This is a genomic window from Nocardiopsis alba DSM 43377 (genome assembly GCF_000341225.1).
Taxonomy (GTDB): Bacteria; Actinomycetota; Actinomycetes; order Streptosporangiales; family Streptosporangiaceae; genus Nocardiopsis; species Nocardiopsis alba.
Map to the genome: position 1 here is coordinate 1 of NZ_ANAC01000038.1, position 18,276 is coordinate 18,276.

General features: G+C 66.2%; 25 protein-coding genes. 14 read left to right on the forward strand and 11 right to left on the reverse strand.

Annotation, left to right across the window (positions count from 1 at the left end; all coding sequences use genetic code 11):
• Positions 1–91: 91 nt before the first annotated feature.
• Together D451_RS0125830 and D451_RS26935 are read right to left on the reverse strand one after the other, a co-directional pair.
• The gene (locus tag D451_RS0125830) at positions 92–271 is read right to left on the reverse strand and encodes a DUF397 domain-containing protein (RefSeq protein ID WP_017536579.1); all 180 of its coding nucleotides are present in this window, start codon (positions 269–271) and stop codon (positions 92–94) included.
• Positions 268–1,077 carry a helix-turn-helix domain-containing protein gene (locus D451_RS26935; protein ID WP_017536580.1) on the reverse strand — a complete coding sequence of 270 codons (810 nt, stop codon included), beginning with the start codon at positions 1,075–1,077 and terminating at the stop codon, positions 268–270. The genes D451_RS0125830 and D451_RS26935 overlap by 4 nt, the downstream gene beginning before the upstream one ends.
• Positions 1,078–1,378: 301 nt before the next feature.
• On the opposite strand from D451_RS26935, the gene D451_RS0125845 reads away from it, so the two are divergent.
• From D451_RS0125845 to D451_RS0125875, 7 genes are all read left to right on the forward strand, one after another.
• Entirely contained in the window at positions 1,379–1,822 is a 444-nt protein-coding gene (locus D451_RS0125845; protein WP_241463392.1) for an ATP-binding protein, read from the forward strand.
• 497 nt (positions 1,823–2,319) lie between these two features.
• The gene (locus D451_RS0125850; protein ID WP_026125378.1) at positions 2,320–2,577 is read left to right on the forward strand and encodes a hypothetical protein; all 258 of its coding nucleotides are present in this window, start codon (positions 2,320–2,322) and stop codon (positions 2,575–2,577) included.
• Complete coding sequence (locus D451_RS0125855; protein WP_017536582.1) at positions 2,562–3,635, forward strand: helix-turn-helix domain-containing protein; 1,074 nt, start codon at positions 2,562–2,564, stop codon at positions 3,633–3,635. The genes D451_RS0125850 and D451_RS0125855 overlap by 16 nt, the downstream gene beginning before the upstream one ends.
• 206 nt (positions 3,636–3,841) lie before the next feature.
• Positions 3,842–4,048, forward strand: a complete 207-nt coding sequence (locus tag D451_RS0125860) for a DUF397 domain-containing protein (RefSeq protein ID WP_017536583.1) — start codon at positions 3,842–3,844, stop codon at positions 4,046–4,048.
• 380 nt (positions 4,049–4,428) lie between these two features.
• Positions 4,429–5,580 carry a methyltransferase domain-containing protein gene (locus tag D451_RS0125865; protein WP_017536584.1) on the forward strand — a complete coding sequence of 384 codons (1,152 nt, stop codon included), beginning with the start codon at positions 4,429–4,431 and terminating at the stop codon, positions 5,578–5,580.
• Complete coding sequence (locus tag D451_RS0125870) at positions 5,573–6,055, forward strand: helix-turn-helix transcriptional regulator (protein WP_026125379.1); 483 nt, start codon at positions 5,573–5,575, stop codon at positions 6,053–6,055. The genes D451_RS0125865 and D451_RS0125870 overlap by 8 nt, the downstream gene beginning before the upstream one ends.
• A gap of 150 nt (positions 6,056–6,205) precedes the next feature.
• Positions 6,206–6,373 carry a BldC family transcriptional regulator gene (locus D451_RS0125875; protein ID WP_017536586.1) on the forward strand — a complete coding sequence of 56 codons (168 nt, stop codon included), beginning with the start codon at positions 6,206–6,208 and terminating at the stop codon, positions 6,371–6,373.
• A gap of 499 nt (positions 6,374–6,872) precedes the next feature.
• Here the strand turns inward: D451_RS0125875 and D451_RS0125885 are convergent, their stop codons facing one another.
• From D451_RS0125885 to D451_RS0125905, 5 genes are all read right to left on the reverse strand, one after another.
• A complete protein-coding gene (locus D451_RS0125885) occupies positions 6,873–7,397 on the reverse strand; it encodes a hypothetical protein (protein WP_017536588.1) in 525 nt (174 codons plus the stop codon).
• Positions 7,397–7,549: a hypothetical protein gene (locus D451_RS0125890; protein WP_241463393.1), complete on the reverse strand. Its 153-nt coding sequence runs from the start codon at positions 7,547–7,549 to the stop codon at positions 7,397–7,399. Before D451_RS0125890 ends, D451_RS0125885 begins: the two co-directional genes overlap by 1 nt.
• A 563-nt stretch (positions 7,550–8,112) precedes the next feature.
• Positions 8,113–9,063 (reverse strand): polysaccharide deacetylase family protein, encoded by a 951-nt coding sequence (locus tag D451_RS26940; RefSeq protein ID WP_206539098.1) that lies wholly within the window; start codon positions 9,061–9,063, stop codon positions 8,113–8,115.
• A 723-nt stretch (positions 9,064–9,786) separates the two neighbouring features.
• Complete coding sequence (locus D451_RS28735) at positions 9,787–10,125, reverse strand: RHS repeat-associated core domain-containing protein (RefSeq protein ID WP_338047374.1); 339 nt, start codon at positions 10,123–10,125, stop codon at positions 9,787–9,789.
• A 359-nt stretch (positions 10,126–10,484) separates the two neighbouring features.
• Positions 10,485–10,748 (reverse strand): winged helix-turn-helix domain-containing protein, encoded by a 264-nt coding sequence (locus D451_RS0125905; protein ID WP_014911697.1) that lies wholly within the window; start codon positions 10,746–10,748, stop codon positions 10,485–10,487.
• Positions 10,749–10,994: 246 nt separating this feature from the next.
• Between D451_RS0125905 and D451_RS28860 the strand changes: the two genes are divergently transcribed.
• On the forward strand, positions 10,995–11,225 hold the full coding sequence (locus D451_RS28860; protein WP_275040964.1) for a DUF397 domain-containing protein: 231 nt from the start codon (positions 10,995–10,997) through the stop codon (positions 11,223–11,225).
• A gap of 266 nt (positions 11,226–11,491) precedes the next feature.
• Positions 11,492–11,935, forward strand: a complete 444-nt coding sequence (locus D451_RS0125915; RefSeq protein WP_017536593.1) for a hypothetical protein — start codon at positions 11,492–11,494, stop codon at positions 11,933–11,935.
• Between the two features lie 209 nt (positions 11,936–12,144).
• Here the strand turns inward: D451_RS0125915 and D451_RS0125920 are convergent, their stop codons facing one another.
• Positions 12,145–12,528 (reverse strand): hypothetical protein, encoded by a 384-nt coding sequence (locus D451_RS0125920; protein WP_017536594.1) that lies wholly within the window; start codon positions 12,526–12,528, stop codon positions 12,145–12,147.
• A 417-nt stretch (positions 12,529–12,945) separates the two neighbouring features.
• Here D451_RS0125920 and D451_RS0125925 point away from each other — a divergent pair, with 417 nt between their 5' ends.
• Positions 12,946–13,251, forward strand: coding sequence for a hypothetical protein (locus D451_RS0125925; RefSeq protein WP_017536595.1), 306 nt, complete (start codon positions 12,946–12,948; stop codon positions 13,249–13,251).
• A gap of 31 nt (positions 13,252–13,282) precedes the next feature.
• Complete coding sequence (locus D451_RS0125930; protein ID WP_017536596.1) at positions 13,283–13,567, forward strand: hypothetical protein; 285 nt, start codon at positions 13,283–13,285, stop codon at positions 13,565–13,567.
• A 21-nt stretch (positions 13,568–13,588) separates the two neighbouring features.
• Here the strand turns inward: D451_RS0125930 and D451_RS0125935 are convergent, their stop codons facing one another.
• From D451_RS0125935 to D451_RS0125945, 3 genes are all read right to left on the reverse strand, one after another.
• Positions 13,589–14,077 (reverse strand): YdcF family protein, encoded by a 489-nt coding sequence (locus D451_RS0125935; protein ID WP_241463394.1) that lies wholly within the window; start codon positions 14,075–14,077, stop codon positions 13,589–13,591.
• A gap of 215 nt (positions 14,078–14,292) precedes the next feature.
• Entirely contained in the window at positions 14,293–15,009 is a 717-nt protein-coding gene (locus D451_RS0125940; RefSeq protein WP_017536598.1) for a VOC family protein, read from the reverse strand.
• Positions 15,010–15,131: 122 nt separating this feature from the next.
• A complete protein-coding gene (locus tag D451_RS0125945; protein ID WP_017536599.1) occupies positions 15,132–15,989 on the reverse strand; it encodes an SDR family oxidoreductase in 858 nt (285 codons plus the stop codon).
• 67 nt (positions 15,990–16,056) lie between these two features.
• On the opposite strand from D451_RS0125945, the gene D451_RS0125950 reads away from it, so the two are divergent.
• The 3 genes from D451_RS0125950 to D451_RS27105 all read left to right on the forward strand — a co-directional run bounded on the left by D451_RS0125950 (position 16,057) and on the right by D451_RS27105 (position 17,758).
• Positions 16,057–16,812 (forward strand): TetR/AcrR family transcriptional regulator, encoded by a 756-nt coding sequence (locus tag D451_RS0125950; protein WP_017536600.1) that lies wholly within the window; start codon positions 16,057–16,059, stop codon positions 16,810–16,812.
• A gap of 77 nt (positions 16,813–16,889) precedes the next feature.
• Positions 16,890–17,075, forward strand: coding sequence for a hypothetical protein (locus D451_RS0125955; RefSeq protein WP_017536601.1), 186 nt, complete (start codon positions 16,890–16,892; stop codon positions 17,073–17,075).
• Positions 17,076–17,377: 302 nt separating this feature from the next.
• Entirely contained in the window at positions 17,378–17,758 is a 381-nt protein-coding gene (locus D451_RS27105; RefSeq protein WP_081616136.1) for a hypothetical protein, read from the forward strand.
• The last annotated feature ends 518 nt before the right edge of the window (positions 17,759–18,276 follow it).

Genomic DNA, 18,276 nt, shown 5'->3' on the forward strand with positions numbered 1-18,276 from the left:
TGGAAGTCGTTCATCGCACCCCTTCAGAGATGGGGTGTTGCAACGACCGTTAGAACCTAAGTAGCCTGGCGGGGGTCGGTTTACTTTCAGATCAGCTCGTGCGGAGCGCGCTGAGCAATGCGGTCCATTCGGTGGCTGGCACATCCAGATAGCCCAGAGTTCGGTTCTGGGTGTCCCGGATCCAGGTCATCTGACCTTCCGCAACCTCTACGCAGTCGCCTTGCGCGCCGCTGTGCCAAGACTTGTGCCACTCGCGAAGCTCAGTGCTCACTTCATCTCTCCTATGACTTCTTGGATCCGTTCCCGTGAGGCTGGAGGGGGCAGAGCCCATGTGAGTAGATCCCCAAAGATCGTCACAAGACGCCGCACACCATCAGGTTCCGTGATCAGCTCACCCCCCGACGAGTGCTCCGCATAGACCTGAGTGTCCTGATCTAGGAAATCCAGAATCCGGAACGGGCCCGACGAAAGTCCCCCGTGGTAGGGCGTCGACCTGGGCAACACCAGGGTCTGCACCTGCTCCGAGAGAGATAGTAGGTGCCGGAGCTGGTCCTTCATCACCTGGGGCGATCCCACAACGTCTGTGATGGTTCGCTCGGAGATGATGGCCAGCATGCGTGGATTCTGCGCTTGCCTTAGGGCTTCGAGCCGCGCGACACGGAGGTCTGCGAGTTGGTTCAGTTGCTCAGAGGTGTCGAAGGGACGTCCATCGCGGAAGATGATCCGAGCGTAGTCCCATGTTTGCATGAAGCCGGGGATCAACCATGGATGCCACATCCTGATCTCCGTTGCCCGTTCCTCGCTGGTCACCACCTGCCTGTACCAGTCGGGGTCTGAGTCCCTGGTTCGGTGTTTCTCCCATTGGCGGAGCAGGTCCCCATTTTTCCTCATCGCCCTGTCAAGCTCGGCGATAAGTTTCCTATTTGGTTCCCTTTTGGCGTTTTCGATCTTGCTGATCGTCGACACCGAGTAGCCGCATGCCTTGCTTAGATTCTGGAGTGTCCATCCCTGCTGCCTGCGCAAACTCTTGAGCAGGGCGCCAAACTCGACCCACGAGGAGAGTGTTGCTTCGGTCATGTAAAAATTTTACAGAAAAACTTTCCCCGTGTGTACCCCAAGAGCGCTCTTGTGGGGAATCTGAGGAAAAACCCTTGTGAGCTGCGGATAGATGTCGCACGGTAGGGATTGACGGGCTCACAGTTAGCTTTGAGGATTTCGCAGGCTTTTGTCCTGCTTTGTCTGGAGTGACTGTGGCCAGATTCAAGAAAACCCCGGGGGCCGAAGTCGTGAGCGGCCGCCCGGGGTTGTGACCCACCCCGACAGCTCCGAGGTGAGACGAATGAAGTGTACTGCTCTGAGGCCGCGTGGGGACAGGCCTTTGTCCTCTGCCTACCAAGTCCTCCACTACCCCGACCCCGACAGGATCGGCTTGCGTGTCCGCCACACGGTCGCGGCCCGCGCTGCCGCGCAGAACTGGGTGCGCCGCCACGCTGCTCAGGGGATCGCCAACCCGATGGCGGCTGTCGAGATCGCGAACCGGGCTTCGTTGATCGCGTGGGAGTTGATGGACAACGCCCATCGTCATTCTCACTCGGGTGCTCCGGATCAGACGCTCACGCTGATGTTGGAGCGGTCGCGGTATCTGTTGTCGATCACGGTCACCGACGCCGGCCCCACCCCCGGTCGTAAGAAGCTCTCTTTCCCGGAGCAGAAGAGCCACGGCGGTGGCCTGGGGCGGGTGGCTTCACTCTCCTTCTATTGGGACTGGGACGGATGCGCCGGCCTGCCGGTGACGGTCAAGGCCCGGATCGAACTTCCCTGACCAGAAGCAAGGAGCAGAACACCGTGAGCATGATCCCGACACAGGTCCGACGCACCCTCCCAACCACCACCAGGCTCACCCCACCCAAGGCCACCGCTGTTCCTCCGGCACGGACGGGAATCTTCGTTCCGCCCGACATCACCACCGCTACTCCGGTTATTCCGAAGGTTCGGAAGCGCTGGTTCGGTCTTCGGTGCCGGTTCGCCCACTGGGCCGGCTTCCTTCCGACCTCGGGCCGGACCGAGCGTCCAGTGTCGCCGTCCTCGACGGTTCCGGACACCCCGGTCGCACCGAGCGTTCCACCCGCTCCGGTGCCCCGGCCCTCTCTGCCTGCCCGGCGCGCTTCGGCCGCCCGCCCTGCTCCGAGCACGCCGCCGGCTCCGGTGTTCCGGTCGGCCTCGCCCATCCCGCCTACCTCTCCCGTGCCTCCTCCTCGACGTCCCGCACAGTCCACTTCCAGCGCTTCGGTCTCTTCTGCCTCGCCCGCTTCGCGTTCGGTGGAGCAGAACGCCGCCGCGGAGTTGAGCGCGCTGCGGTTGTTGGGCCGGTTGAGTGTGCAGCAGCGGTTGGCGCGGGTGGATCACCGGTTGAGTCTGGCTCGGCTGTTGGTCGACGGGATCTTGGACGAGCGTTCCCGGGTGGAACGGCAACTCCGTGAAGCCGAACAGGCCGAGCAGGACGCCGGTACCCAGGAGCTCGGGGTCGCGGTCAAGCGCTATCTCGCCATGGGAGGTCGGACATGGACGACCTCCTGACCCCCGCCCAGGCCGCCTCGCAGTGGGGGGTGTCGTATGCGACCGCCGCCCGCTGGGCACGCGAAGGCGTCATCCCCGCACTTCATGTGGGGCGTCGTTACTACTACCTCCAGGGCACCGTCGACCACGTCAGGCGCGCCCGGAGTGCGGGTGTCGCCCCCTATCCGAACCACTGCGCGAACGCGGGAGTAGCGATGACGATGACCTGGGGCGCGGCCCGCAGCGGCACCTTGTTGGATCGTGAGGAATGGGCGTTGACCAACGCGGCACGCACCTTCGACTACCTGGACTACGGGAAAGACTCGTGGAGCCAGGACCGCCACACGGCCGTCAAGATGGCCGAGGCCTCGCCCGGCCTGGCGGGGCAGATGTTGGTGCACCGCAAGGCACGCGAAGGTGTGGTGGACGCGGTCTGCCGCTCCTTCTCCCAGGTGATCGATCTGGGTTGTGGGTTGCCGGCGATGCGCCGCGCCCCGCATGAACGGGGCCGGGTGCTGTGGGGGTCACGGGCTCGGACGGTCTATGTCGACCACGACCTGGCCGCTCTGGCGGCGGTGCGGGCGTGGTGGGAGCATCCGGCTCGGGTTCGGGGGTACAACGTGCGGGTGCTGGATTTGGATCTGAGGTTCCCGGAAACCCTGGTCAACGCGTTGGGTGAGCATCTGGATCTGTCGGTGCCGGTGGGGGTGCTCTCCACCCTGACCCTCGACCACCTTGAAGACGAAGAGCTGTCGGGGTTGGTCGAGGCGCTCGCCGTGAGGCTGGCTCCGGGCAGCGGATGGGGGATCACCCACCTGTCCGGGATGGTCGGCGCCGCCGACATCTACACCGGCCAGGCCCAAGAGCAGGGCGCGGATACCCGGTTGGTGGCGCGGGATCCGGAGGGGTTGCGGAAGGTGTTCGAAGCCGCGGGTTGGGGGCGTTGGCGGGGGTTGTCGCCGCGCGAGTCGGGTGGGGGAGAGCCACCGATCGCCGCCCTGACCACCCTGGACGCCTCCACACACCCCGATCGAACCGACCGGGCTTCCCGGACCGCACCGCCCGACCGACCCCTCTGAACAGGTGGGTCACGCACCCGGCCGGTCCACCGCGGAGGCCGGGTGCGACCCCCCACCGGCGGGACGCACCACGCTGGTGGAAGAAGACGTCAGCCCCTCCCGACCACGGAAGGGCCGAACACGGGGGACAGGCCCCCGCTCCCGGGCGCGGTTGCCGCCGCGTCCCCGGGTTTCCACCGAAAGAAGAAGCAGAAAGCAGGCTATCGATGCAGATCATCTACACCCAGGGTCGTAAGTCCCTTACTGCTGGTGTTCAGCACAAGGCCGAGGCCTCTCAGGGCGCCTCCAACTGCGCCGCCGCCAAGCTCGTGGATGGCGGGAACGTGTTGATGGGCGACACCCAGAACCCCGACCAGGTGCGTTTGACCCTGCCGGGCAGCGCTTGGGACGCGCTGGTGCGTGCCCTCGCCTAGTTGATCCCCCCAAGACGACGGGGCACTTGCGGCCTGGCAGCAGCAACGCGTGGCCCGTCCGGTGTCCCAGGAGGCGCGCCCTTGCCGGCGCCCTCCTGGGGCCCACTCTCAGACCACGGCCCTTTCTCGGAGAACAGTGACGACGCGGGCGTACCTCGAGAGAACGTCCCGCCTTCGCCCCGCGACCGACGCGCAAAGGAAACCATGACCCCCCTCATCACGTACGCCGCGCCGACCGCGCCGGCACCCCCGGCCCCGCGTGAGGCGGCCCCGTTCGGCCCGTGCTGGAACACCGGAGTTACCGGAGCCGCGGGGACCCTCGGCGTCCACCCTCGCCTCCGGGTTCCCCGCGCCGGTCACCAGGGGAAGGGCACCGTCCGATGAGCGACGCCACCACTCGCCCGAACCCCACCGACCTCGCCCGGGACCTGGCCGCACGGCTCCCCGGACCCGAACACGTCCGTGCCCCGTTCGCCACCGTGCCCCGGCACCGCTTTCTGCCCGACGTCCTGTGGGACGAGAACAGCGTCCGCCACGACCGTTCCCTCGACCCCGACGCATGGACGCGCACCGCCTACACCGACCAGGCGCTCGTCACCCAACGCGACGACAGACGCGAAGACGGCACGGGCCTCCCGACCTCCTCGTCGAGCGCCCCCACGGTCATGGCCCGCATGCTCACCGCCGCCCGGATCGAACCCCGCGACCGCGTCCTGGAGATCGGCACCGGCACCGGATACAACGCCGCCCTCCTCAGCACCCTGGTCGGCGACGACCGGGTCACCTCCATCGAGATCGACCCGCGGATCGCCGCCCGAGCCCGGCGGTCGCTGATCGAGGCCGAGTTCGCGCCGACCGTCCTCACCGGCGATGGCGAGAACTTCGCGACCGGACTCCCCGGCCCCGCCTACGACCAGGCCATCGCCACCTGCACCGTCAGTCGAGTCCCGGCCGTGTGGATACGCCAGGTACGGGAACACGGTCGGATCGTGACCCCCTGGGCGCCGACACCGGGCGCCCCCGGCGGGGTCCTCGCCGTCCTGGACGTGGCCGACGGCCGAGCCGAAGGCCGTTTCGAAGGGGGCCTGGCGTTCATGTGGGCGCGTGGCCAACGGCGGGCGGGCCACAGGTCGCCCGTCGGAGCCGAGGCCGACACGGTGACCCGGGTCGACGGCGACCCCCGTGAACCCTGGCTCGACGGAGAACAGGCACTCCTGCTCTCCCTGCTCATGCCGAGATGGACCCACGGCATGGGACAGGAGGACGACGCAGAGGAACCGTACGTGTGGATCGCCTCCACCACCTGCCCCTCCTGGGCACGGCTGCACGCCGACGGCCGGATCGAACAGGCCGGCGAACGGCACCTCGCCGACCAGGCCGCGCAGGCGCGCGAGTGGTGGCACGACCAGGGCGAACCCGGCTACACCGACTTCGGCCTCACCGTCGACCTCACACGAGAACGCCAGACCCTCTGGCTGCACGAACCCCACCAGACACTCTGGTCCACCCGACGGGACGCCCCGCATGGATGACGACGGCGAAGCCAAGAAGGCACTCGGCGTACACCTGAGGAGGATGCGCGAAGTGGCCGGGCTGAGCGGATACCGGCTCCCCGGGGTGGACCAGTCGACGGTCTCGCGGATCGAGAACGGGCGGATCCGCCCCTCGCACGAGCTCATGATCCGCCTGCTCGACGTCTACGAGGCCGATCAGGAGGGGCGCGAGCAGGCCTACCTGTTGTGGGACCAGGCCCAACTACCCCTTCAGACCCGACGCCGGCAGATCGAGGGAACGCGCACCTCGTGGGACTTGAGCGGTGAACCGGTCCGCGGCCCGACGCTACTGGCCGGAGCGAGCGCCGCCGAGGACGCCGCCCGCTACCTCACCCGTGCCCAATGGGCGGGGAACGGCGCGACTCGACGGAACGCCCTGCTGAACGACGCCGAAGGACGGCTGCTCCAGGCCTTGGCCGCGCTGCACGCCGCCCGGACACGAATACCGGTGTGACGAGAGGTGCTTCGCTCCCCGGAGGAGCGAGCTCGCCTCGCCGAGACGGCCTCGTCGAGCAGCCGGATCCTCCTCGAACCCTGAACTTCCCTGACCCCCGATGACGACCCCCTTTGAGAGAAGAACATGACGCAGCCGGATGTCGACCCCATGGACCTCCTGACCCCTCAGGAAGTCGCCCAGGCGTTTCGGGTGGATCCCAAGACCGTGCGCCTGTGGGCGCAAGAAGGGCGGTTGCGGTGGGTCCGCACGCTCGGCGGACATCGTCGCTACTTCAAGTCCGACGTTCAACGCCTGCTCGCCGAGCCCGGACGATGATCGAGGCCCGGACCACGTCGATCTCGGGGTGCCGGAGCGGGCTGTGATCGGGACACGAAGACCTTCCGCCTCCGCTTCGTCGGTGACGTGCGCGGGGGTGTGAAAGCCGGCGTGGCGGTGCGGTCGACCTCGGACAGCGCGGACCGCCCCTTCGCGGGGGCCGTCAGGTCCCGTACCGCCACGCTCACCAGGCCCCGCCGCCTACGGGTGGTGAGGCTCCGCTCGGACCTGAAGCCGGGCGGGGCCATGGGGGAGCGGGCCGGGGGTGTCACCACCACCTCCGGCCCCTCCAGAACACACTCACCGCACAACGACGCGGGGTGGCAGCCCCGCGGAACGAGGGCCCGGCCGCACCGGGTTCGCGCGTCGTGCGGCCACCGCCGGTACCTCCGCGCCGACGTCCGACATCTGATCGAGGAACCCGAACGGTGACCCACGTGAACGGACATTCCAAGGAAAGGGCCCGCGCGCGGGCGCGAGCCCCTTCACGCATTACGCGCTAGATGACCAATAGGAGAGAGTGTCCCGGCGCCTGTCCGTCCAACGCCCGCCAGGCGGTCGCCCACCTCTGGAAGTCGTCGGAGTCACCGCCCAAGGAAACCACGAAGGCATTGAGGAGCGGAAAGGTGGGGAGCCTGTCGGATTTCAGCGCCTCGCAGAATCCGGCGGCCGAACACGTTCCGACACGGAGCGACATCTTGCGGAAGCTGGGGTCGCCCGCCCACCTCCGGTACCGCCGCATCATCTCGATGAATTCCGCGACGCTCGTGGCCTCCATGGGATCCGGTTTCATGGAGAACCCCGGGACGTCCTCCGGCACCTCCGGCACCTTCTCCGGACGTGGCGCGGGTCGAGGGCCGAGGACGGTGTGGACCGATCCCCGCCGGCCAGGGGGAGTGTCACGGGCCAGGGTGAGGGGGAACTCCGCCCACAGGGAACCGTCCGGATCCTTGCGGACGGCACGGGGCCGAGCCTCGGCGGCCACCACGTACCGCTCGCCCTCGAAGGCGTACGCGGACGACATCAGCGCGCCTCCTTCGGGATGATGCGATGAGAGACATCAGCGGCGAATCCGAGTGTTATCGCAGCCAGTACGAGGGCGGTGGCGAGGTCTTGTCCCAGACGATGCAGGACGAGCGCGACGATAATCATGACGACCACGATCATGACGCGCATCCCTCGAGAGTCGAGGGAGAGATAGGCGGTCACATGCGACCTTTCGTTGTGATTGACACGGCTGGATAGTCGCGAAACCCCGGATCTTTCGGCTTCGGCGGATTCTGGAGATGCCAAGCCGTCAAGGGAGCGACAGGGGCCGTAAAGGAGAAAGTACATCATCCTGGGACGGGCGCGCAGCGACTCTCAAGTCTCTTCGTCCTGGTTGTCCTGTTGATGTACGTAAGTCACACTCTTCGGCGACTGGACTGCTTTGCGAACAGGTTCGTTCGCCGGTGTTCGAGATCGTTCATCAGGGTCGTGACTTGTTCGATATCTTTAGGTTTCCCCAAAAGGGGGATACCGGTACTGCTCCTGCACGAATCAGCGGTACCATTTTCGGGTTGACCGAAATGATGATTCGGGGCAGCGTAGAACGTGAGGGCCGGCTGGATATCGGGGCCGCGGGACTGGAGACCCGGCGGTTTCGAAGGGGCCCTCCGCAAGGGCCGCACCCTTCGGGGTGCGGCCCTGTTGCATGGCCGGGCAGTCCCGGTCCCGGTCGCGCATCCACCGGACCTTGTTCAGTCGGGGGTCGACGGTGATGTGCCCCGAGCCCCGGTCTGTTCGGACACGGGCCTCTCCAAGAGCTCATCGACCCGGACCAACCGGTAGCCCCGGTCGAGTAACGTCTCGATGATCGTGGGCAGGGCGTCGACGGTCTGCGAACGGTCTCCGCCACCATCGTGCATCAGAACGATGGACCCGGGGCGGAGCTGATCGAGCACCGACCGGGCGATGACCTCAGCTCCAGGCCTCGACCAGTCCTTCGGGTCCACGTCCCACAGGACCGTGGTCGCCTCCATTGTCGTCAACCAGTCGTACGGTCCCGGCGGCAGAGCGCCGTATGGAGGGCGAAAAAGTGTCGGTGCGCCATCGGAGAACGTGGAGATCGCCTCGCCCGTCCTACGCAGCTGTTCGAGGATCTGTGCTTCGGACAGATCCGGCAGATACGGATGCGACCATGTGTGGTTCCCGAACGCATGCCCCCGCGCCTGTATTCGTCCGAGGAGTTCGGGGTGGGCGGCGGAGTTCAGACCCACGCAGAAAAAGGTCGCCGGCACCGCATAGTGCTCGAGCACGTCCAGGATGCGGTCGGTGTGCGGAGGGAAGGGGCCGTCGTCGAAGGTGAGGGCGACCTTCGCCTCGTCACGCGGACCGTGGGCGAAGAACCTGCCCGGGGCGGGCTGGTCGGCCACCGCGGCCATAGCGGTCTCATATCCTCCGGCGAGCTCCTCGTCGCGACCGGAGTGGGTCCCCGAGCCCACCGCAGACCGGGAGAGCGGAGGCCGATCGCGGAGAGTCGTGCGTGCCAGGGCCTCGGCCGGGGCCGAGCCGAGAAGTGGGAGTTCGGACGGGGCCCGGTGGTCGGCTCGGTACACGGTGAGGCCCGCCTCGGTGAGTCGGTCGTACAGAAGGCCGTTGGTGTCGTCGATGATGACCTGAGATCCGTTTCCGTGTAGAAAATCGATCATGGTCTCGATTTCATTCGCCCGGTACCTATGGGTGGATATCACCGTTCTTCCGTAATCATCGACCACGGTGACATGGAAACCCGCCGCATCCCACGCGATCCCCGCGCGCATCATTCATCTCCATCGAGTCCGGTGCGCGACACGCAATGTTCTGAGCCTTACACGCTCTTCGCTCGATGTCCAGATCGGGAGGGCGTGGGAGGAGTACATGATTCGGGTTCACGGTCGTGGATCATCGTCTTCGAAGGACGGCGGCCTTCTGGAGGGCTCGTCGCAGGTGGTGCGGTGGAGCCGCCGGGTTCACTCCATCCGCCTGGAAGGCCGGGCTTGAGAAGCAAGCGAACAGGCGCATCGATCTCTTTGCGCGAGATCTCACTTATCGTGCGCAGTGAAAAATACTCAGGTCGACCGTCAAAAGGTGCGGGTGGCGATCAAGTCAAGAGAAGAAATTAATAGAATAGGCCATAGAGTCCGAGGGTAATGGCAAGCAGGGAGGAGGTGAGTGCAAATATCATAATCCAAGAATTCGGTTTTGGTTTTTCGTTTCGACTTTTCAGGATTATTAGGAGCATGAGGGATGTCGCCAAGAAAATGATGGCAAGTAGTGTAATGAAATCCATTGCTCTCCTGGGGTCGATGCTGTTGAACTCAGGGGCAAGTCACTTGCAGGCCCCGAAGAACGAATTATTTTCAAGGTTGCCGTGTGGCTGCGTGGTTCGAAAGTCACATTGATCCACGGATGAATGTTGCAGCCAATGTCGGTGCGGCCACAACAAGAGACCAGCTGATCCCGACTCCGGTCAAAAGTAGAGCCATGCTGATGGAACCACCGACGATGGCGATCGCATTGCAGAGGTTCAGGCCGGTCGGATCTGTGTTGTTGATGGGGTCGCAGGCGGCGTAGGTGTGGTCGTCGAGTTGCTGGCGCGAGGGGTCGGGCTGGGTGAAGTTGAGGGTGAACGTGTCCAGGAAACGGTGGGACAGGTGTACGGTCCCGTCCTGGAACTGGTAGGCACCGGTGTAGCCGAACGGGTTCAGCTCTCCTGCCCGGGTGTCCTCCAGGGTCTCAGAGGTCTATTCGCCGTAGGGGCTGTACTCATAGACCGCGTCCGGGGACTCGGCGTCGGAGCCTTCGGCGGTCAGAGCCAGCACGGTGCTCTGGTGGTCCAGGGTGTAATGGAACCTCTGAGGCGCCGGAGTCCGGCTCTCTCGTGGAGGTGGCCGAATGTGGCCCCGACGGTCGCTTCAGGACGACGCCCTAAGGTGAGCGGGTCGGTAGGAACGTCCCAACGAATGGAGGGGTCGGGGCGTCACCATCGCCCCGACCCCCCAGGCCACAGGTCGAGTCGACCCTTCGGCTGTGCGTGGTCGGCCGTCGTCCGAACGGCCGGGACGTCACCACCGTCCCGGACGACGTCGAACTAGCTGTCGCGCTTCTTCACGTAGGTGCCACGACGAGGCACCACGTACGCCCACTCGTCCTCGACGAGGAGAGCGATGGTGCGGCGCACGGTGGAGCGGGCCAGCTCGTACTCCTGGACGAGCTGGGTCTCCGAGGACATCGGGCGATCGGGGGCCCAGTCGCCCCGTTTGATCCGGGCGATCAGGATCTGGGCGAGCTGGCGGTAGGGCGGTTCGGGGGCGTCATGAATGATGTCGGCGTCAGGGCCGAGCGGCTGGTCCATGGCGTAACCGTAATAGTTACGCTACGTGCTGGCTACTGACCCTTTGTAGTCATTCGAGTGTGGACAAGTTCAGACAACTCGATACGTGTGAAGATGGAATGGGGTGCTGAACTGGGGCTTCATGGGGGTGGGGGAGGAGCTGTGTGGGGGATGCTCCTTGCTTGTATCGATCACGTGATTTCTATGGTCTGAACCTCTACGCGGTTTTAGTCTTGATTCGCGCCCAGGTCGATGTGATCCACGGATGTGCGAAGCGCTTCGACCTCTTCGGCGTTCCACCGAGCCAAGGAGGAACGGAAGTTGAACGAAGACATCAGGTGGTTCACGAGCAGTTACTCGGATGGCGGTCAGTGTGTGGAGGTCGGACATGCTGAATGCGGCACGCTGATCAGGGATTCGAAGAGCTCGAAGGGTGTGAAGTTGAACTTCGCGCCCGAAGAGTGGTCGGCGTTGGTCGCTGTATCGGCGACGCGTTAGTTCTGGCCGTCTGAAGAGGATTCTCTTCACTCTCTCAGATTTTCACGGGATGCCCGGAGGATCCGAGGGGCTGCTCCCCACGCATGTGGGGATGGGTATTCGAGCATCCGAGGTCGGCGGGCTCAGGCGGCAGGGCTCCGCGCATGTGGGGGTGAACCCCGTGCGCGATCGCCGCACGGTGCAGGCGGGGAAAACGAGTCCCTTGCCAGTGAGGGCCGATTCGCGGCTCTGGCTCCTTGGCCGCGCGCGGGCTCGGAGCGCGCCTCTTGCCCGGTCCCACCCGAGGTCCGGGCACCGGAACCTGGGAGGTCCTCTCGGCCGAAGGCAAGACCGACGGGACGGCCGTGATCAGCGGAGACGTCGTCTACCTGCGAAACCTCTACCAGGACGACGGCGGATACCTCGACACCAACGGACACGCCTCCGACGGCCAGAAACGCTCCGGCGGAAGGTACGACGTCTCCACCTCTCCAGGCAAGGACCGAGGCGAGGGCACCGGACGCTGGCGGATCTTCGCCCAGACCTCCAGCCCCACGGACCAGGCCGTACGCCTCGGCGACGTCCTGCTGCTGTGGAACCTCTACGGCAGCGGCAGCTTCCTGGAGACCAACAGCACCGCCGGGCCGGGCCTGTACGACGTGTGCACCAATGCCTACTTCAACCGCGCCGCAGACGTCACCCTGTGGAAGGCCCTGACCGCCGAGGCGTGATCCTCGGAGCCCGAGCTCGCTTTCCGGGTTCCGGAACGCGGTGGCGATGGAGGCATCGGATTCCGGACGCCGCCCGGAACGGTGCTCGGGCTCTTCTCGGAAGGGCTCTCCGAATCGAGTGGAAAAGGGGAGTCCTGCGCCCTTGCCGGTGACCTCGGCGGGGGCTTCGGAGGCAGGGAGGTGTGGGGAGAGGGTGAATTCGTTTTCGTTCAGGAAAGGAGGGGCGCTCGAGGAAGGTCGTGGCCGATCACCTCACGGCGGAATCGTGAATCCCAGTCGTGCCACATGGCCAGGGTCAGTACCCCCTCGACCTGGAGGCCGGGCGGTTCGACCGAAGCCCACAGATACAGCTCCCGCTCCTCGTCCAGCGAGAACCACCGGGCGCTGTCGGCGGAGGAGGGCAGGTGTCCGGGCAGAACCTGGTAGATCCGGCGCAGCGTTTCCCAACCCTCGGAGGTGAAGCGACGCCAGTCCAGGCGATAGATCCGCTCCACCGCGATCCAGCACGTCGTGGTCTCCGAGTTCGGATCGTCGAGGTCCGCGTCGAGAGGCGCTTCCTCGTCGTTGTCGTAGTACCAGTCGTGTTCCCGCACGGGAACAGCCTTCCAGAGTGAGGGAGGACGACGATCTGCCGGGTGCCGGGCCTGATGGAAGTCGACGAGGGTTGTGCTCAGACCTGCGGGTCGTGGGGAGGGCATGGCCCGTGCCGTCGGGGGTATCGATCCCCATTATTGCTCTACGTAGTCATAGGCCCCGGGAAATTCGCAAGACTCATTACTCTGGGTAGCGGAGTCGAGGGGCTGAAAACGATCTCGGCAACAGGGTGCGTCGGCCCGGTCGGGCGGCGAGCGCCTCAGGGTCTTTCTCGTCGGAGCCGGTCGATCGCTTTCCTGGAAGCCAGAACACCCTCACCGAAGAGCCGAGGATGCTGTCCGCGAGGTGGATACCCGAGCCGGAGGCGCCTGGTTACGGTTGGCGACACATCGGGTCATGCCATCACGGGGAGAATCATGTTCCGTATACCGACGAAGGTCGCCGCCGTGGCCGCGGCCGCGGTGACCGCGCTTTCCCTGACCGCCACTCCCGCTGCCGCCGCTCCCGGCAGCTTCACCGCCGAAGGCGTACGCATCTACCGGCACGCGGACTTCCAGAGCGACGTTCTCGGGCTCGGCTATCCATCGCACTCGGTCAACGTGCGATGCGTGGTGTACCGGCAGTACTACATGTCGATGTACTACCTGACGAACAACAGCACGGGCGTCACCGGCTGGGTGCCGACGGAGTACGTCCGAGCGGGTGACGTTCCCGGCTGCTGACGGCAGTGGACGGTTCGCTCTGAGGTCTTCGGTGGGTGAAAGACCCACCTGCTCCCCGCGCACGCGGGGATGGACCGCCTACGAGATCTCCACCGAAGCGCTCAAGCCGCTCTTCGCCGCGATGGGAAAGGAGGGCCAGGGGCCGCTGATCGCCTCCCACCTGGCCGACCGAGGGCTGACATTGCGCGACAGCGTCCTCGCCGCCCTCGAAGACCTCGACGTGGAGACCCTCCTACTGGAGGCCGGGGTCACCGAGGGCGACCTCGCACGCGTTCGGGCCCGCCTCCTGGACCGACCCGACCCTTCCGAGCGGTGAGCCCGGCGGAAGAGGCCGGGTTCACCCCCGGCGCAGACGTCCCAACCTGTTCAGGCCGATGATGGCCAACACCGGCTTGAGCAGGGCGAGTTCCCCGAAGCGGTGCTCCTCCGCACGTACGAGCCTCTCGGCGATGTCGGGCCGCTGACGCCACAGGTAGGCGCGGCCCTTCTCCGCGTGCAGGGAGTTGGAGACGATCTTGAGCGTGTCCATGTCCTCCACCAGCGGGATCACGTTCTCGATGTTCTCCCAGGTGCTGGTGCTCTTGCGGTCCAGCCGTATCGGCCCCGTGTATCCCAGCTGATAACGGGCGTAACGCGCCATCACCTCGGCCTCGGAGACATCACCGGCCACCGTGCCTCCGCACAGCACCAGCACGCTCCGCTTCGCATGGGGATCCTGAGAGCGCAGCCCGGCGCGCACCCGATAGCGGTTCAGGTAGTTGGCCTTGACGGAGCGATTCCGAAAACCGAGCACGATGACCGCCTCGGACCCTCCAATGCGTCTCACACCGCCCAGACCACGCCTGGAGGATCGCCAATGCACGACCTCCGCCCACGCGATGATTCCGGTCAAAGCGGCTGCTGGGATGAGAAAAGAGGCTGGACGCACTGCGCGAGTGTATCCGCGGGCGATGTGGGGCGCCCGACGAACGCCGACCTCGGGTCGAGGCTGTTACCGGGCGGTGAGGGTATCGGCACACCCTGGAATCCGGATCCGAGAACTCAGCGGAGCGATTTCGCGAGCCTGAACTCGTTCCCCGAAGGGTCGGTCAACAGGTGCCAGGGCCCCTCGGCCTGGGTCTCCACGCGACGCGCGCCCAGGTCCACCAGCAGATCAAGGGCGTCGCTCTCCCGTTCACCCTCGTCGAGCCGTAGCGCCAGGCCCATGACGTTCGGTTCGTCCACCGGCTTGGGGGCGAGTTCGTCGCAGAACGCCAAGCGGATACCGGGGCCTTGGGGCAGGCGCAGCTCCGGCGCGCTCGCCTCGACGGGGATCCAGCCGATGGCCCGGGCCCAGAAGTCCTGATCGACCCGAGGGCGTGCGGAGTCCACGGGCAGGGAACCCAGGCCGGGGCCGGTCTCCTCGTAACGATCGCCGGGCATCACACAGAACAGGTTGCCCTCGACATCGGCCAGCACCTCCCAGACGACGTCCCCCTGACCCACGTCGCGAGGGCTCGCGCCCATCTCGCACAGGCTCCGCGCCCAGGACCGATGGTCGCTTCCGCCGTTGAGGTCGAGGTGCAGTCGCGTGATGGCGGCCTCGGGCCGGGGCGTGGGGGAGACCGGGGTCGGGAGGAAGCGCAGCGGTACCCCAGAAATGGGGAGGAGGAATCCGGCGGGCCCATCGGACACGACCGGCACCTTCAGGGCCTTCGACCAGAAGCGGGCCAGGAAGGACGGATCGTCGGCCTGGAGGGTGATCGAGTCCAAGAGCATGGCGGGAGGGTAACGCGGGGGTGCGACCTTCGAGGGGGCTCTTGGAAGAGTTCGGGAGAGCGCGGTGGAGGGGTGAGCCCCGCGCCCCGGCGCACGTGCTGTGGCCGAGGGCGGGGGCGTTCCTAGCGGAAGTCCTCGACCCGGTCTCGGGCCCATTGCGCGAACGTTCGCGGCTCGGCGCCCGTCACGGAGCTCACGGTGGGCAGAGGCCCCAGAGAACCCGGATCGAAGTCGGCCGCGTCGGCGGGATCGGCCGCATTGCCGTCGTAGTCGGTGAACCCCAACAGGAAGTCCGCGGTCTCGGCGGCGAACCCTCCGAGTCTCTGGTAGATCTCGCGTGCCTCGGCCGGGGTGACCTCCTCGAAGTGGATCTCCTCGCCGAGCGCGTCGGCGATGGCCCGGACCTGGTCGCGCAGGCTGATCAGTTCGGGGCCGTTGACGTCGTAGGCCTTGCCGTGATGACCGTCCTCCAGCAGGGCCGCCAACGCCGCGTCGGCCACGTCCCACTCGTGCACGGGGTACCAGCCTCCGTCCGGGTTCGGATCCCGGACCACCCGCTCTGCCCGGATCGACGGCCCCCACAGCGCGAGCTTGTTGGCCGCGAACTCGCCGGGCCGGATATGCGTCCACTCCACCCCCGACCGCTCGGCGGCCTGTTCGACCGGAGGGTGGAACGTCGTGTCGAAACCGCCGGTCACCGCTCCCGAGGAGAGCACGACGATCCGCCGAACACCCGAGCGCACGGCGCGTTCGACCAGTTCCTTCGCGGTCGACGGCTCGGGGAAGAGGAACATCCGGTCCACGCCGTCGAACGGCACGGTCTCGGGCTCGGTGAGATCGCCCCGGACGATCTCGGCTCCGGGAAGATCGGCCCTCGCCGGGTTCCTGGTCAGGGCGCGTACCGAGACCCCCGCCTCGACCAGACCCGCCGTCACCCGTCGCCCCACGTTCCCGGTCGCCCCGGTCACCAGAACTCGCACTGGTCACTCCTTTTTCGTACGTCCTACGGATAAAGAATACCGTAGCATATACGGAAAATGAGGAGGCATGATGGACCGCAGCGGTAGGGGAGACCCCGGGGAGACCTTGAACCTGCTCTGGAGAACGCCGCGGGTCAGGTCGGGTCGTGGCCGCCCGCCCAAGGTCTCCTTCGACAAGATCATCGTCGCGGCCATGGCCCTGGCGGACCGCGACGGGCTCGACGCCATGACCATGGACCGCATCGCCGATTCCCTCGACGTCGGCACGATGACGCTCTACACCCACGTCCCCGGCAAGGCCGAACTGACCGACCTGATGGTGGACCACGCCTGGCGGGAACTCGACCTGGCCCCCGAAGGCCCCTGGCGCGAACGGATCGAGCGCTACGCGCGACAGAACGTCGCCCTGCACGAACGCCACCCCTGGCTGCGCCAGGTCTCCACCGCGCGCCCGCCCCTGGGCCCCGGCCTGTTCGCCAGGAACGACTTCCTGCTGAGCGCCCTGTTCGAGACCGGATTGACCGCCGCCGAGATCTCCGCCGCGAGCGACTCCATCATCACCTTCGTCGACGGCGCGAGCGCCACCCTCGCCGAACACTCGCACGCCGAACGGATCAGCGGCCAATCCGACGAGGACTGGTGGGACGACCGCCGCGTGTTCTGGGAGAACATCTTCGACCCGGCGCGCTACCCGGCGATCGAACGCACCTGGAACGACGGCGGATTCGACCGCAGCCCCGCCGAGGCCGCCGCGAAGGCGTTCGACTTCGGCCTGCGCTCCCTGCTCGACGGAATCGAGGTGATGGCCCGGCGGAGCGGGTGAGCGGGGGCTTCTCGTCCCCGGGGCTCAGCGGACGAAGGCCGCCATCACCGGTAGCCGACGCCGATCATCGTGCCCACGTGGTCGGGTTCGGGGGCCGGGACATCGACGGCGCGGTGGCGTTGGGGATGAGCGTGCTCGAAGCGGTGCCGGAGGGATCGTTGCGGGCCAACACTCGACAGAGGATGCTGCGACTCGTCACCGAGATCGGAGAGGGCGCGGCCGCGCACGGATTGGCCGAAGCGGTGCGTTCTCGTCGGGTGTAGCGGAACCTCACCACCGGCCGTTCTCTCCGTCGTGAGGTTCTCGTATCGCCGAGCCCCGCACACGCGGGGATGGACCGTCGCACAGGTCTCCGATTCGCACGACTTCGTCTTGAGCCCCGCGCACGCGGGGATGGGCCGGCCCGCGTCTTCGGTCGCACGGGCGCACCCCGGATCTGTCCTTCGGGACAGCTCTTTGTGGCAAAGGTGCGATGACAGGTTGTCCTGGAAACAGCTGACCCGAGACGCCCTGATCGGCGACCATGTCTCGCGGGATCGTACACATCACGAACGGGGACCGTTTCATGCTTCGTGCTCGTACCAGGGCTCTCGCCCTCGCCGCCTTCACCGCCGTCCTGGCGTTCGGCGCCGTTCCGGCCTCCGCCGGAACCGCCGTGCCCTCCGCCGAGAACACCTCCGTGGCCTCGACGGCCACCCCCATGGCGCAGGCCGACGTGCCGGCCTCCTTCCGCGAGGACGGCGTGCGTATCCGCCGCTCCTACGACTCGACGAGCGAGGTGCTGGGCCTGGGCTACCGGAACCACTCGGTCTCCGCTTTCTGCGGTGTCTACCCCGACCCCATGGTCGGGTACTACGGCGTGCAGAACCACACCACCGGGGTTCGGGGCTACGTGTTCTGGGACTACATGTACGTCGAGAACCCCTCGGCCCTGCCCGGTTGCTAGCCGATCGCACGGCGCGGGGCCTCTCGACAGGGGAGCCCCGCGCCGAGCGCGCATCGGGACGAAGATCGCCGAGCTACGTGGGCTCCGGGCCGGCCCGTTCAAGAAGCTCGCCGAACAATTTTGCGCCAACAGTTGCGGTGGCGTCGCAGGTGCTCGATTTGCGGAGCGAGGATTCGAGATCTTCCGGAGAATGTCGAGAGGCCTTCTCATCTCAAATATGGGCACATAGCAGGGAAACGAAGCGACAAGATCGAGGTGAGTGCGGCTCCGAGGTTCGATGGTCAGGGATTGTGAGCGTTGGTACCGTGACCTGGGATGTTTATTTCGCAACGCCCGGCGTGGAGGTAATAATGGCTGGCATTCGTGTTTCCATCGATGCGGGTTCGGACTCCTCTTCTTCCAAGATCGCGGTTTCTGGGTACGACGAGCACGTCATCACGGACAAAGAACGAGGCACCTAAGAGCTCATCTCAAAAGTCCTCGCTGTGCTTGGCCAGATGCTTGTAGCAGATGAGGAT